Here is a 14219-nt window from a genome sequence, read left to right as displayed (position 1 = left end):
TCCACAACCAAGTTAAAAGAAACGAACGATCTGACTCACGATGTCTTGAGCAACTTCAGCCTTTGATTTTAGTTCAAAATGCTCAACTTTTCCGTCTTTGAAGATAATTGAAATTTTATTGGTGTCGTGATTAAATCCCGCACCTTTATCGCGTAAAGAATTTAAAACGATGAAATCAAGGTTTTTGCTCTTCAATTTTTTGATTGAATTTTGCTCTTCCTCGTTGGTCTCGAGGGCAAAGCCAACGAGTACCTGTTTGGCTGTTTTCATTCTGCCAAGTTCGGCAGCAATGTCCTTGTTGGGGGTGAGATTGATGGTTAAATCGTCGCTTTTGCGTTTGATTTTTACATCGGAGTAGCTGTCGGGGCGGTAGTCGGCTACAGCAGCACACATTATCGCACCGCTTGTGTTTGGAAACACTTCGATGCTCTTTTGGTACATTTGGTCGGCGCTAATAACGTTAATTCGATTGATGTTGGGATGAGTCGTGGAGAGGTTGGTTGGACCGCTAACAAGCGTTACGTTAGCACCTCTGTTTGCCAGTTCTTCTGCCAATGCATATCCCATTTTCCCTGACGACCAGTTGCCAATAAACCTTACAGGGTCGATGGCTTCGTAGGTGGGGCCTGCTGTAACTAGGAAATGCTTACCGCTAAGCTCTAGCGGTTGAAAAAAAAAATCTTCGATATACTTGACGATTGCCTCAGGTTCCTCCATTCTGCCCTTGCCCATTAATCCGCTGGCTAGCTCGCCTGATGCTGGTTCAATAATCTTGTTGCCGTAGGTCTTTAGGGTTTCGAGATTTTTGAGGTTGGCTGGATGTGCATACATGTCGAGATCCATTGCTGGAGCAACGCAAACAGGACATTTTGCAGAGAGGTAGGTGGTCAGAAGCAAGTTGTCGGCAATGCCGTTGGCCATCTTTCCAATGGTATTGGCCGATGCTGGGGCTATTAGGTATAGATCGGCCCACATGCCCAAGTCGACATGGCTATTCCAGTCCCCATTTTCGGGATTGTAGAAGTCGACCAAAATTGGATTTTTGGCAAGTGTTGCAAGGGTAAGAGGGGTGATGAATTGCTTGGCCATAGGGGTCATTATCACCTTTACCTCGGCGCCTGCTTTAACTAGTAACCTAATAAGTATAGCAGCTTTGTAGGCTGCTATACTGCCGGTAATACCGATAATTATGTGCTTGTCCTTAAGAACTGAAGGCATTGTAATGCTTATTGTTTTGCTTCTTCTCCGCTAAGACGGAAGTATACTTTGCCATCAAGAAACTCTTGAGTTGCAATTAATACTGGCTTTGGAAGTTTTTCGTAGTACTTCGAGATTTCAATTTGCTCGCGGTTTTCGAATACTTCTTCAAGATTATCCGAAACGGTGGCAAACTCCTCGAGCTTACGGCTTAACTCTTGCTTCATCTCTACCGAGATTTGGTTGGAGCGCTTTGAGATAATAACTACCGATTCGTATAGGTTTCCACTTGGGGCATCTATCTTATGCGAATCGCGGGTAATTGTTGTGCTGGCTGCGCCGGCTTTCTTGTAGTCCATATGGAATTTACAACTTAAGTTTAGTTCTTAACAATTTTGTTTGCTACGCTGAGCATCTCCTCAACCTCTTTCTTGTACTTGGTCTCTGGGTATTCTGCGATTAAGGTGTAGTAGTTGTCTACCATTTCCTGGAATCGCTCCCTCTTCTTCTCTGGAATACTGTTGTTCGCGTATTCGTAGGAGGCTTTTACGACCATGTACAGCTGCTCTTCGTGATACTTCGAGTCGGGGAATTCGTTGATGGCGCGCTTCAAAGCAACTATGGCTGCCTTGTAGTACTCGCCTCCCATGTCGAAGTATAACTTCGAGCTAAGGTACGACTTCTCCATCAATTTGTCCCTCATTTCCTTGATGATTTTCTTAGCCTCATCGGCTTTGGGGCTCTTGGCATATTTGTAGCAGAACTCCTGCATCTGAACAATTGCGTTGCTGGTAGATGTTTGGTCGAGCTCTATACGAGGCGATTGCTTGTAAAAGCTGTAGGCGTAGAGGAACTCGGACTCCTCGGTGAAGACGCTTCGTGGAAACTTATTTCGGAACGTGTCGAAAAGGGTTGCGGCTGCTTCGTAGTCTTCCATCCCAAAGTAGCACTTTGCCATGAAATAGTTAACCGAGTCGTCGCGAACCGTTCCTTGGTAAACGGTGGTTATCTGTTCGAGAAGCTGCGAGGCTCGGTAGAAGTCCTTCTTGTTCATGTACTCAATAGCCTTTTTGTACTTGAGCTCGTAGTCGTTGCTTTTGAGTAGCTTGTCGAATCCGCCACAGCTGCTGAAAAGCACTGCAATTACCGATACTATAAAAATGACTTCGTACTTTCTTCTCATGGTTATGGAAAAATAATTGGCAAATTTAGTTTTTTTCGATTAACTGTGAAACTTTTTTGCTTTAACGGTTGTCCCTCTGCCAACTTATAGGGGGCGGTTGAACCGTTACTACAAAAAAATGCATAGTTTTGCGTACATAAAATAACGCAACTTCGCACTAAGTTATTGTAGAACTTAAAATAATTAATCGTGGACATATTTGAGAGGATAAGGAAAAACCGCGGTCCTATTGGTAAGTACGAGAAAGAGGGGCACGGTTACTACGCTTTCCCAAAGCTAGAGGGCGAAATTGGCCCTCACATGATTTTCCGTGGCAAGCCTGTGCTTAACTGGAGCCTTAACAACTACATCGGATTGGCCAATCACCCAGAAGTACGCAAGGCGGATGCCGATGCGGCTGCTGTATACGGCATGGCCTACCCTATGGGGGCACGAATGATGTCGGGACAAACCACCAAGCACGAGGAACTGGAGCAGCGCCTAGCGCAGTTCGAGAAAAAGGAAGATGCCTACCTGCTCAACTTTGGATACCAAGGGATGGTTTCCATCATCGACTGCCTTGCTGGCCGTAACGATGTTGTGGTGTACGACTCGGAGGCGCACGCCTGCATCATCGATGGCCTTCGCCTATCGCCTGCCAAGCGCTTCGTGTACGGACATAACGATATGGATAGCCTGGAGAAGCAGCTACAGCATGCCACCAGCTACGCCGACAAAACGGGCGGCGGTATCTTGGTCATCACCGAAGGGGTATTCGGTATGGCTGGCGACCTTGGCTACATCCCCGGTATTGTTGAAAAGAAGGCTCGCTTTAGCTTCCGCCTGCTGGTTGACGATGCGCACGGCTTTGGCACCATGGGTAAGACGGGTGCTGGTATCGGCGAACACTTTAACGCGCAAGACCAAATCGACCTATACTTCTCGACCTTCGCTAAGTCGATGGCTGGTATTGGCGGTTTTGTTGCCGGTGATGCTGATATCATCAACTTCCTTCGCTACAACCTTCGCTCGCAGATATTCGCCAAGTCGCTTCCAATGCCTATGGTATTTGGTGCGCTGAAGCGTCTGGATCTTCTTCAAACCCGTCCGGAGCTGAAGAACAACCTTTGGGAGATTGTTGGCGCGCTTCAGTCGGGCCTCAAGAAGGAGGGATTCGATATTGGCGTTACCCAATCGCCGGTAACCCCTGTTTACATGCACGGCGAGGTGCCAGAAGCAACTAACCTGGTGCTCGACCTGCGCGAGAACTACGGCATCTTCTGCTCCATTGTGGTGTATCCGGTTATTCCTAAGGGGCAAATCTTGCTGCGCCTTATCCCAACTGCCGTTCATACGCACGAGGATGTTGAGCGTACCATTAAGGCTTTCTCCGCCTGCCGCGAGAAGCTGGCCGCCGGCAAGTACGTTGGCGAGGCCGTTGTTCAGCCAAAGTAAAATTCCTGACGAAAATACAGCAGAGGGCTACCAATTAGGTAGCCCTTTTTGGTTGGTAGGCGTGCAGGTGCGGCCGAGGGGCTGCCCGATGGCCGCATTTGCGGTAGCCCGGTGGTGCTGGGGCATCCTCCTCGGCGCGCTAGCAGTATCTGGCCTTTGGCAATCAATTTTCGGATGCTCGGAAATGGTGCGGAAGGTAAAAAGTGGTTTCCGAGTATGCTCGGAAAACTCTTTTGGGTTTGAGTGTAAGTTCCGAGCATGCTCGGAATTGCCTTTTAGGTGATAAAGTAATTTCCGAGTATACTCGGAAAAGACTTTGGAGGGTGAAGAGTATTTCCGAGGCTGCTCGGAAATAGCTTTCAGGGGTTGTTGTTATTTCCGAGCATGCTCGGAAGTCTATTTTGGCGTTGTCGGGTATTTCCGAGGTCAGAGGTTTTGCCCGCTGCCCTACATCTGCATAAAGTTCCGACCCGATATTCCGATTCGGGGGCTCTTCTGCTGGGGCTGGTGGCGGGAGTTTTGGGTGCTGGGCTTCGGGCACCCTTCCCGGCATGGGAGGTTTGCGGTGCCGTACGACGGGTAGTGCTGCTGCCGAGCGATGAGGGGGCTGCTGGTGTTCTCCTGCTATCGCCTTACCGGTGTCCTTGCCGCTTCTGCCCTTTTTTGTTGGGCCTCCTTCGAGAGCCGTTTCCCGTTTATGGCCTGGTTTACGACCCCGCCCCATACCGCAGCTGTAGCTGCGATTCCGAAAAACAGCGCCGTCTTGTCCCGCTCCCGATCCTTCGATAGGGTAAGGTTTATGGAACTTAGGGCGTTGTCGGTGCTCGAGCTCTTAAGCAGGAGCATGTTGGTGGTGGTAAGGTGGCTGCCGGGCAGGCTTAGCGCTAGCGGCTTGGGGGTGTAGTAGTAGGGCACCATGTACAGCGATGGGGTAAACCTTACGGGAAGCATGGGCTTGACCTTGGGGAGGGCTTGCTTGGCCTCGTCGGCCTTTAGGGTGTCGGCATTTTGCGCGGCTGCGCTGGCACCTGTAGCGCAGAGTAGGGCGATGGAAATAAATCGGGCTACGGCATTGGTTGCATTCATAGGTATAGGGTATTTGGTGGCTAAATGTATCGATTTTTTCTGATACGACTAAAACGAATCTACCCCAACTTTATTGTGCAAAAAGCCCCCAGCTGGCGGGCTGAGGGCTTCGTGGATGTGGGCGCTAGGCCTACTTCTTCTTTTTCTTCTTGGTGGCAAACTCCTTCTGCTTTTTCAGGAAGGCGAGCTGCACGTTTACCTGCTTTTGCAGGCTTTGGATGGTCTGGGTGAGGTTCTGCATTTGCTTTTTTTGCTGCTCGTCGTCGAAGCTCAGCCGCACGAGCTCCTTTTGGGCGATGGCCAGGTTGGCGGTGCAGGTGTCGGCCAGCTCCTTCAGCGTAAAGGCCGATATGCCCTTTGCCCGGAAGGTCTTCTTTAGCGCTACGAGCTTGTTGTAGTCGATGATCACGATGTTCACCCGATCCACCACCGTGTTAAACTTGTTCACCTTGCGGTTTTCGAGGGCGTACTTCTCCTTCTTTTTTAGGATGACGATGTTCTGCTTGCAGATGTCCATCATGGCGTTGGTGCAGGGGTTGACGTCGCCGGCCCACTGCAGGCGGCGGCAGAGCGCCTCCAGCTGCTCCGACTTGAAGAGCTTGCTGTTGGCCGCGATGGTGTCGTTGTAGCTGTAGTACACCTTTTCCTTCGATGCTGTTTCGCCGTTGTAGAAGGCCTCGGCCTTTACGGGGTGGCTCATCAGCTGCCACAGCGGGTCGAAGGGCATGTGCGTTTTGATGAACTCCGAAGGCTCCACCATAAAGTACTGGTCGTTGACCTTTTTCGAGAACTTGCCCTTTACCAGGGTGCCCGCGCCCCACATGGGGTCGAAGAGCTTCCACTCGCCGCTGGAGAGCTGCACGGCGTTCCAGGCGTGGCCGTCGATATCCACTACCTTGTTGAGCATGGTGTACCCGGCTACCGTGTAGGCCTGGAAGCCCAGCTTGAGGCAGAGCTGGGTGAAGAGCTCGGCGTAGCCCGAGCATACCGCCTTCTTCTTTTTCAGGATGACGTTGGCAATCGAGTCGGTGCTGCACGACAGGGTCAGATCCATCTCGCCGCCCTTGTCGAACGAGACGTTCTTGGCCATCCACATGTAGGCCATCCGCAGGTATTCGTCCTCGGTTGCTGCGTTTGCTTTGATGTACTCCGCCATCAGGGTGCACGATTTGGCTGCACTGCCGGGCATCTTAAAGGCCAGCTTGTCGACCTTGTCGTAGCCCGCTGCCGATGCGGTAAATGCTACTAGTGCTGCCGCTGCAGCGATAAGAATGCGGAGTTTACTCACGGATACCGTTGTTTTTTAGGGTTAATCAGCTGTTGCGGTTGCAGGCGCCGCGCTATTCGTCGCGCTGTTGGCCTACCTCCCACTTTTTTCGGCTGCAAGGATACGAAAAAGAAGTTTTGGTTTCTCCGCCTTGCCCAAATTTCGTTGAATATTGCATGGGATAGGCAATTTTATAGATTCGCTATTCGGATTACCTTTGCGCCAACTATGGCGGAGCATAAATCATTTAGTACGATAGTTGTAGGCGGAGGGCCGGCCGGTCTCTTTGCCGCGGTGAATTTGCCGGAAGGGTCGACCCTTATCCTTGAGAAAAAGGAGAGCCCCGGCAAGAAGCTGCTGATTGCCGGTACGGGGCGCTGCAACATCACGCACGAGGGAGATATCGCCGATTTTACGGCGAAGTACGGCGGCAACGGCAGTTTCCTCAAGAAGGCGCTGCGGGAATTTACCAACAGCAATACGGTGCGCTTCTTCACCGAGCGGGGGCTGCCCACCATCATCGATAAAAACGGCAAGGTGTTCCCCGCAACCGAAAAGTCGCGCGATGTGCTGCGGGTGCTGCTAGGCGAGTGTGCTGCTCGTAAGGTGGAGATTGCCTACAACGAGGCGGTTGTTGATGTTGCTCAGTTCGAGCACGGCTTCCGGGTTAAAACGGCAGCCAACACCTACTTGTGCCAGCACCTTGTTTTGGCTACAGGGGGCTGCTCGTACCCAACAACCGGATCGGCGGGCGATGGCTACCGCATTGCCGAGCAGCTGGGGCATACGGTTGTTGCGCCACGTCCTGCGCTTACCCCCATCTTCGTCAAAGATTTTGCGATGGACGACCTTGCTGGCGTGTCGCTGGTGGATGTGCCCATCTACCTTTACCGCGATGGAAAAAAGATTAACGAGCATTCGGGCGACATCGGGTTTACCCATAAAGGGCTAAGCGGACCTGGTATTATAGATTTCTCGAGGTACATGCAGGCGGGCGATGAGGTAAAGGTGAACTTCATCGGTGTGCATATCGATAGCCTTAGAAGCGCCTTTATGGATGCGGCCGCTGCCAAGGGAAGCACCACCATACAGCAATTTCTACGCGAGTACGAGCTGCCCAAAAGCCTAGCAAAGGAAATCCTCCTGAAGGTGGGGGTGGAACCCTCGTGCTGCCTTTCTAATGTTACCGCCAAGTCCCGGAACCTGCTGTTGGCCTACCTCTGCGAGTATCCGTTTACCATAGAGCGCTTGGGCGGGTTTAAGGTGGCCATGGCAACGGCAGGTGGCGTCAACCTAAAGGAGGTATCGGCAAAGACCTTGGAGTCGAAGGTCTGCAAGGGGCTTTTCTTTGCTGGCGAGGTGCTCGATGTTGATGGCGATACCGGCGGGTACAACATCCAGGCTGCCTTCTCGACAGGCTTCCTGGTGGCGAAGTCAATTACCACTCGGTAGTGGTGTAGCATATAAAACGCGAACGAGCGGCATCAGTCTGATGCCGCTCGTTCGCGTTTACGTATAGGTGTGCTATCGCTGAAACATCTCGATTTCGGTCTGCACCTGCTGCGCTAGGGTGTCGTAGGTGTGCCCCTCGGGGGACACTGGTGGAAGAAAGTCGATTTCCACCTTGGTGAAGGGCTTGGGGAAACGGCTTCCGCGGGGAAGCGCCTCGAATGCCCCCTTAATGGAAACGGGTACGATGGGGATATTCAGCTCGCAGCTGAGGATGGCGAAGGTTTTCTTGAAGTCGCCAAGCTCGCCATTTCGGGTACGAGTTCCCTCGGGGAATATCATGATGTTGTTGTTGGTCTTAAGGGCTTCACCCATCTTCTGGATAGACTCCTTGAGCTCTTGGTCGATGTCAACAACAATGATGTTGTTCTTATTGGCTAAGAATTTCAGGAATCGGTTGTTTACATGCTTTGCCTTGGCGTAGAAGAAGGTCTTTCGGATCTGGCTATGCTTAAGGAATGCTGCAACAAAAATGCCATCGAAGTAGCTTTGGTGGTTTGGTGCAATGATGCATGGCCCTTCGGGAACATTCTCCTGCCCAGAATTTCGTAGGCGGAAGTAAACCGAAAAGAAGAACTTAAATGCTTTTATGAGGATGCTTCCGGTGATCCAGGTGCTTGGCATTTTAAACTTAACCTTTTCGCGAAGTATTTCCGACCAGTTAATCTGCGAAATCCTCATGGTCTTCTTCTTCTCCTTAATGTGCTCGCTTAGCTTGATCACGCTTCCAAATCCAAGAATTTCGTTTATCTCCATCTTTACGCCAAAGGTGGTAGCAAGGAACATCTGCAGGCTCACCTTGTCGAGCGAGTCGAGGCCTAGGTCCATCTCCAGGTGGTCGTTCGGATGCACCTTTATCATCTTTTCGTTTTCGATGAAGTTCTTAATCCAGAGGTACTCCTTGATTTTAATTTCAGGGATGTTCTCGTCTTCGTCCTTGCGCTCTACGGCCAGCTCTGCCAACTTGAATCGTTGGATTTTGCCAAGGCGAGTTCGGGGAAGCTCTCCGTCGAAAATGGTGAAGGATACGATTTTTTTGTACGAGGCGGCCTCCTTGTTGTACTTGTCGATTACCTCCCAGCGGATGGTCTCTTCGATGTTGGTAACGCCTCGCTCCTTGAGCGCTGCTGTATTGGGAATCACGATTGCGCTTAGCTGATCGCCTTTTTGGAATACGCCAATCTCCTTAATCAGCGGCGACATCTCCTCAATTTCGGACTCAACAATCGAGGGGTTGATATTTTTTCCGTTCGAAAGAACAATGATCTCCTTCTTCCGTCCGGTGATGTGCATGTAGTTATCCCTGTCGAGGTAGCCTAAGTCGCCGGTGTAAAGCCACCCATCCTTTAATACTTCGGCAGTTTCCTCGGGGCGGTTGTAGTAGCCCTGCATAACATTTGCCCCCCGAACAACGATTTCCTCCTCGCGGAAGTCTATCTCGCATCCCCTTAGCGGAGCACCTGCCGAGCCAACAACAATTCGGTCGGGGCGGGTGAAGGTGATCATCGGAGCAGCCTCAGTCATTCCATACCCTTCTAGGATTTTGAAGCCGAGCACCTGGTAGTCGCGCCCAACAGCAGGGTCTAGCGCGGCACCGCCGCTAACCATGAAGCGAATAGATCCTCCGAACTTTTTATGAACCGCGGCAAATACAAAGCGCGAGAATGCGTAGGTGTTAACCTTTGCGGCAAGTCGGTATAGGTTGCGGGCTATAATGCTTTTGTTGATCTTGTCCATTATGCCCCGTCGGATGGCGGTATAAAGGCGGGGAACCCCAATGATGGTGCTTACCTTATACTCCTGCATGGTGCGGATAATGTCTTCCGATGCCATTGATGGCGAAAAGGCCATTCGAGCACCTTGGTAGCACGACACCACCATGGTGCCAAGTAGCGGGAATATGTGGTGAAGGGGCAGCAGTACAAGTGTGGTGTCCGATGGAATAAGGATCGGAATCTCGATTGTTACCGCCGTTATGTTTGCCATTATGTTTCCGAATGACAGCATCACCCCCTTGGGCGAACCTGTAGTGCCAGAGGTGTAGATGATAAGCGCTGTTTTCTCCATCTCGGGGCGAATGTCCAAGATAACCTTTTCGGGCGACAGTGGGATATTCTCGATATCGTCGATGAGGATAACCCTAGGCTGGTAGGTTAACTCCTTAAGCGCAATGGATAGCGCTTCCTGTTTTAGCTTGGAGCAGAATATAGTTTCTGGTTTGCAGTCTTCCAGTATGTAGGCAACCTCTGAAGGGTTTGCCATAAAATCGATGGGCACAACCGTACATCCGTTATGCCAAGCAGAGTAGAAGGCGTAAACCCATCCCGGTCTGTTCTCGGAGTAGATGGCAACCTTGGCATTGCAGTTTGGCTGGTAGGTTAAAGCGGTGGCATTAACCCTCTGATGAACCTCGTTGTAGGAGATAAATTTACCGTTCTCTACTATAGCCGTATTATCTCCAGTTTTTAAAAGCATAGTTCCGTCTTTTTTGAAAATGGGTTTAAATCTTGTCGTGGTTTTCTGAAACCATCTAATTCAAAATCTCATTAGCAGATTTCCTAGGCGTTTGAATCCTTTCGTGGGACTACTAATTATCCGTTTTCAGCGTTTGTAAACAACCTGCAAAAGTATAAGTTTTTATTTAGCGACAATGAGTGGGGGTGGAATGTAGGCTTTGCTACTTGTAGGTGGCACCTGCTGGAATGCTGGTTTCTTTGGTGATTCGCTACAACATTGCCGGAAAAATGGAGGGGAGGTTGGAGGTTGATTTTGACAAAAGTATCTGGTTGCAACCTGCCCTTTGCCTGAAAACAGCGAAATGGAGCGGAGGTGCCCGCTCCATTTCGTTATTCTATTTTTCTCTTTTCGAGATACTTCTTTGCGTAGTCGAGAATTTGCTCGTGGTCGAAGGCGAGCGGGGGCAGGGCATCTAGGCTGAACCAGTCGGCTGAGCTGGCGTCGTCGCCTGCTTTAATTTGCGAATCCTCATTGGCAAATCCTAGGAAAACGGTGCTTATCGTTCTGTCGCGAGGATCGCGATTCACGGCATCGAAGGTATGTAGTTGGTAAAGCGTATCCACAACAATGCCTGTCTCCTCGTAGAGTTCCCGATTGGCAGCATCGGCTAGGGTTTCGTCCATATCCACAAAGCCGCCGGGTATGGCCCAGCAGTCTTCGAATGGGGAGTGCTTACGCTCGATAAGAAGCGCTTCATCGCCCTCGTCGAGGGTGCGAATGATAACCGCATCAACGGTTACCTGCATTCGGGGATAGGGGTATGTGTAGGGCATTTTCTACTCAATGATTCTTTTAATCACTCGCAGCTTGTGGGTGTACTTCCCTAAGCGGTTGTTGAAGATGCCCTGCTGGTCGAAGATGTCCTTGCGGACCTTGCCGCTTGAGTGGATGATGCTGCCATTGCCATCGAGAATGCCAACGTGGATAATGGTACCCTCGTCGTTGTCGAAGAAGGCGAGGTCGCCGGCTTTGACTTCGGATACGAAGTTGATGGTTTGCCCCTCGTTTACCTGCTGGCTGGCGTCGCGGGGGAGCTTAATGCCAATAATTTTGTAAAGAAGTTGGGTGAATCCGGAGCAGTCTATCCCAAATGCTGTTCTCCCGCCCCATAGGTAGGGCGCGTTGAGAAGGGCTGCTGCCATATCGATGATTCCGTTGCTGCTTTTGTGGTTTACTACATCTATGGAGCTGGTAATTCTGTACTTTTTGTCGGCGATTTCGAACTCCTTGGCCTCGTCGCGGTAGTAGTTTAGGCTTGCGCCAATGGGGATAAGGATATGGTCGCCTCGGTTGACATCGACGGCATGGCATATCTCGGAGGATACTTCGTAGCCCGAATGCTCGATGTACTCGTTGTAGTAGGTTTCAGATACGGGGGTGATTGTTTTCGAGTCAATCCAGCCGCGGTAGCCGTCGAAGGCATTTTCGACATACAGCCAGCTGTCCTTTTCTTCGAGGATGGTTAGGCATTCGCCTAGGAGAAGTTGCGATACCATCTCGCTACGTTCCGATGGCTCTCGCCTCATAGGGATTACTGATATTGAAGAAACTGCATATTTCATGGAACTGAGTGTTATGGTTGTTAACGGAATATAAAATTAGGAAAAACAATTAAACGTTAGCGTATAGGATTAAGTTTATTTTTCCAAACTTTAACGCCGCATTTATTTTTTGGAAATATACACGGTAATGAAGCTCTATAACCTAGATATCTACAGGACAAAAAAGTCCTTTCTTTTGCTACTGTTCCTCTTGGCTGCTGTCGCTATTGTGGGGATTCTACCCAAGACGCCAACGTTTAAGCAGGAGTACCGCGTTGGTGCTCCGTGGCTGCACGACGACCTGTACGCGCCCTACGATTTTCCGCTGTACAAAACGGAGGCCGAGCTGTCTGTCGAGAAGCGCCGGCTGCGGGCTAAGGCGATGCCGCTCTTTAGGCTTTCGGAGAGGTCGGGGGCACTATCGTTGAGCAGCCTGATGGACCAGAAGCAGCCTAGCGGGTGGGCGATGCCTTCGGCTGAGTACCGGAAGGTGATGGCGGGCGTGGAGGTTCTGCTCCGGGATATTTACGCAAAGGGAATTATCTCGGAGGTTGAGCTGTCGCAGGTGTTCGCTCAGCGGAAGGATAACATCATTGTAATTCGGGACGATAACGCTGGGCAGGTGTCCGTTTCCGATCTCTTCACCATAAATTCGGCTACCGCATATATTCTATCGCAGGTTACGACTCAGTACTTCGATTCGAACCTGAAGCGGGCAAAGGCCTTTGTTCAGGCAATCAACTTGAGTGCCTACGTTAAGCCCAACCTCGACTTCGACAGGGAGGCTACCGCCCAGTTTCTGAATGATAAACTCAACGAAATGTCGTACTCGAACGGGATGATCAGTGGTGGGCAGAAGATTGTCTCGAAGGGCGAGGTGGTGAACGAGGCTACCTTTAAGATGCTGGAGTCGCTCAAGCGGGAGAATGCGAGCCGCTTTTCGTTCTCGAAAAACGTGTACTACCTGGTGGCGGGGCAGTTGCTGCTGGTGGGGGGAGCCTTGGCGCTGCTCTACCTATTCCTGATGGGCTACAGGCGCGAGGTGCTTACGGGCTACCGTACGACCATATTCCTGCTGCTCTCGATTGTGGGGATGGTGGCGCTGGTGGCCTGGGTGGTTAAGCAGGGAACGGTGAGCATCTACATTGTTCCGATGACGATTACTGCCATGTTTATCCGCACCTTCTACGACTCGCGGGTTGCCTTTTTCTCGTACAACATCATTGTACTGATTTGCGCGATGGTGGCGCCCAACAGCTTCGAGTTTGTGCTGATGAACTACTTCCCAGGCGTGGTGGCCATCTTCACCATGAAGCAGATCTACCGCTCTGGCGGGCGAATTTTCGTGGCGGTGCTGGTGGTCTTCCTGACCTACCTGGTTTCCTACCTAGCGCTGAGCCTGATTAAGGATGCCGTTTACGACTCCCAGTCGGCGTGGAATGTGCTTTGGCTGGGCGTTAACGCGCTTTGCGTGCTAATTGCTTACCAGTTTGCTTACCCCATCGAACGGCTGTTTGGCTTTCTCTCGGATGCCACGCTGCACGAACTTACCGATACCAACCAGCCCCTGCTGCGCGAGCTCTCGGAGCTGGCTCCGGGAACGTTTCAGCACTCGCTGCAGGTGGCCAACCTGGCCGAGGCGGTGGCCCGCGAGGTGGACGGCAATCCGCTGCTCATCCGCGCTGGGGCGCTCTACCACGACATCGGAAAGATGAACAACCCAGGCTACTTCACCGAAAACCAGTCGTCGAGCTTCAACCCGCACTACAACCTAGAACCGGACGAGAGCGCGGGCATCATCATCCGCCACGTTGCCGATGGGGTGAGCATTGCGCGCAAGCACGGCTTGCACCAGCGCATCGTGCGGTTTATCCGAACCCACCACGGCACCACCAAGGTGGGCTACTTCTACCGGAAGTACCAGGCGAGCTTGGCGGAGGCCAACTTGGACGACCGCTTTACCTACCTAGGCCCAAGGCCCGAGTCGAAGGAGGAGGCCATCCTGATGCTGGCCGATGGGGTAGAGGCCGCCTCGCACAGCCTAAAGGTGTACACCTCCGATACCATTGGCCAGCTGGTGGAGGAGATCGTACGGATGAAGATGGAGGGCGGCCAGCTCGACCGGGCCGACATCAGCCTCAGCGAGCTCACCCTGGTGAAGGAAATCTTTAAGCGCAAGCTGCTAACCATCTACCATACCCGGGTGGAGTACCCCAAGTAGGGCAAACTCGCCGAACTTGACGTTAGACTTGCCGAGTTTGATGTTGGTCTCGTCGATCTTGACGTTAAACTCGCCGATCTTGACGTTAAACTCATCGAGTTTGATGTTGGATTCGTCGATCTTGACGTTAAACCTGCCGAGTTTGACGTTGGACTCATCAAGTTTGATGTTAGACCCGCCGAATCTGACGTTAAACCCATCGAATCTGAAGCAATGCTAGCCGAGTTTCACCCTAGCTAGCATCAAGAGAACAATCCTGAAACC

11 protein-coding genes are annotated in these 14219 nt (G+C 51.4%); 3 read left to right on the top strand and 8 right to left on the bottom strand.

Annotated features, from left to right (window positions below; genetic code table 11):
* Positions 1 to 12: 12 nt before the first annotated feature.
* Genes coaBC through ACHZA1_RS03265 form a run of 3 tightly spaced genes read right to left on the bottom strand, consistent with a single transcriptional unit; the run spans position 13 to position 2380 of the window.
* The gene (gene coaBC, locus ACHZA1_RS03275; protein ID WP_320053805.1) at positions 13 to 1218 is read right to left on the bottom strand and encodes a bifunctional phosphopantothenoylcysteine decarboxylase/phosphopantothenate--cysteine ligase CoaBC; all 1206 of its coding nucleotides are present in this window, start codon (positions 1216 to 1218) and stop codon (positions 13 to 15) included.
* 8 nt (positions 1219 to 1226) lie between these two features.
* Entirely contained in the window at positions 1227 to 1556 is a 330-nt protein-coding gene (locus ACHZA1_RS03270) for a DNA-directed RNA polymerase subunit omega (RefSeq protein ID WP_320053804.1), read from the bottom strand.
* Positions 1557 to 1576: 20 nt separating this feature from the next.
* A complete protein-coding gene (locus ACHZA1_RS03265) occupies positions 1577 to 2380 on the bottom strand; it encodes an outer membrane protein assembly factor BamD (protein WP_320053803.1) in 804 nt (267 codons plus the stop codon).
* A gap of 186 nt (positions 2381 to 2566) precedes the next feature.
* On the opposite strand from ACHZA1_RS03265, the gene ACHZA1_RS03260 reads away from it, so the two are divergent.
* Positions 2567 to 3814: an aminotransferase class I/II-fold pyridoxal phosphate-dependent enzyme gene (locus ACHZA1_RS03260; protein WP_320054884.1), complete on the top strand. Its 1248-nt coding sequence runs from the start codon at positions 2567 to 2569 to the stop codon at positions 3812 to 3814.
* Between the two features lie 624 nt (positions 3815 to 4438).
* Here ACHZA1_RS03260 and ACHZA1_RS03255 read toward each other — a convergent pair.
* Together ACHZA1_RS03255 and ACHZA1_RS03250 are read right to left on the bottom strand one after the other, a co-directional pair.
* Complete coding sequence (locus ACHZA1_RS03255) at positions 4439 to 4900, bottom strand: hypothetical protein (RefSeq protein WP_320053802.1); 462 nt, start codon at positions 4898 to 4900, stop codon at positions 4439 to 4441.
* Between the two features lie 130 nt (positions 4901 to 5030).
* Positions 5031 to 6188 carry a transglutaminase domain-containing protein gene (locus ACHZA1_RS03250; RefSeq protein WP_320053801.1) on the bottom strand — a complete coding sequence of 386 codons (1158 nt, stop codon included), beginning with the start codon at positions 6186 to 6188 and terminating at the stop codon, positions 5031 to 5033.
* Between the two features lie 207 nt (positions 6189 to 6395).
* On the opposite strand from ACHZA1_RS03250, the gene ACHZA1_RS03245 reads away from it, so the two are divergent.
* A complete protein-coding gene (locus ACHZA1_RS03245) occupies positions 6396 to 7619 on the top strand; it encodes an NAD(P)/FAD-dependent oxidoreductase (RefSeq protein WP_320053800.1) in 1224 nt (407 codons plus the stop codon).
* Between the two features lie 72 nt (positions 7620 to 7691).
* Here the strand turns inward: ACHZA1_RS03245 and ACHZA1_RS03240 are convergent, their stop codons facing one another.
* The 3 genes from ACHZA1_RS03240 to ACHZA1_RS03230 all read right to left on the bottom strand — a co-directional run bounded on the left by ACHZA1_RS03240 (position 7692) and on the right by ACHZA1_RS03230 (position 11755).
* Positions 7692 to 10151 (bottom strand): AMP-binding protein, encoded by a 2460-nt coding sequence (locus tag ACHZA1_RS03240; protein ID WP_320053799.1) that lies wholly within the window; start codon positions 10149 to 10151, stop codon positions 7692 to 7694.
* Positions 10152 to 10522: 371 nt separating this feature from the next.
* On the bottom strand, positions 10523 to 10966 hold the full coding sequence (locus ACHZA1_RS03235) for an NUDIX hydrolase (RefSeq protein WP_320053798.1): 444 nt from the start codon (positions 10964 to 10966) through the stop codon (positions 10523 to 10525).
* Positions 10967 to 10969: 3 nt separating this feature from the next.
* On the bottom strand, positions 10970 to 11755 hold the full coding sequence (locus ACHZA1_RS03230; RefSeq protein WP_320053797.1) for a C40 family peptidase: 786 nt from the start codon (positions 11753 to 11755) through the stop codon (positions 10970 to 10972).
* Positions 11756 to 11882: 127 nt separating this feature from the next.
* Between ACHZA1_RS03230 and ACHZA1_RS03225 the strand changes: the two genes are divergently transcribed.
* Positions 11883 to 13955, top strand: coding sequence for an HDIG domain-containing metalloprotein (locus ACHZA1_RS03225; protein WP_320053796.1), 2073 nt, complete (start codon positions 11883 to 11885; stop codon positions 13953 to 13955).
* Positions 13956 to 14219 lie beyond the last annotated feature (264 nt).

This window comes from uncultured Acetobacteroides sp., assembly GCF_963667355.2.
Taxonomy (GTDB): Bacteria; Bacteroidota; Bacteroidia; order Bacteroidales; family ZOR0009; genus Acetobacteroides.
The sequence above is the reverse complement of the archived record's forward strand: the minus strand, read 5'-3'. Positions and strand labels throughout refer to the sequence as shown.

Bases quoted from the DNA above. Each gene is read 5' to 3' on its own strand.
- coaBC (WP_320053805.1), bottom strand. From the start codon at position 1,218: ATGCCTTCAGTTCTTAAGGACAAGCACATAATTATCGGTATTACCGGC.
- ACHZA1_RS03270 (WP_320053804.1), bottom strand. From the start codon at position 1,556: ATGGACTACAAGAAAGCCGGCGCAGCCAGCACAACAATTACCCGCGAT.
- ACHZA1_RS03265 (WP_320053803.1), bottom strand. From the start codon at position 2,380: ATGAGAAGAAAGTACGAAGTCATTTTTATAGTATCGGTAATTGCAGTG.
- ACHZA1_RS03255 (WP_320053802.1), bottom strand. From the start codon at position 4,900: ATGAATGCAACCAATGCCGTAGCCCGATTTATTTCCATCGCCCTACTC.
- ACHZA1_RS03245 (WP_320053800.1), top strand. From the start codon at position 6,396: ATGGCGGAGCATAAATCATTTAGTACGATAGTTGTAGGCGGAGGGCCG.
- ACHZA1_RS03240 (WP_320053799.1), bottom strand. From the start codon at position 10,151: ATGCTTTTAAAAACTGGAGATAATACGGCTATAGTAGAGAACGGTAAA.
- ACHZA1_RS03235 (WP_320053798.1), bottom strand. From the start codon at position 10,966: ATGCCCTACACATACCCCTATCCCCGAATGCAGGTAACCGTTGATGCG.
- ACHZA1_RS03230 (WP_320053797.1), bottom strand. From the start codon at position 11,755: ATGAAATATGCAGTTTCTTCAATATCAGTAATCCCTATGAGGCGAGAG.
- ACHZA1_RS03225 (WP_320053796.1), top strand. From the start codon at position 11,883: ATGAAGCTCTATAACCTAGATATCTACAGGACAAAAAAGTCCTTTCTT.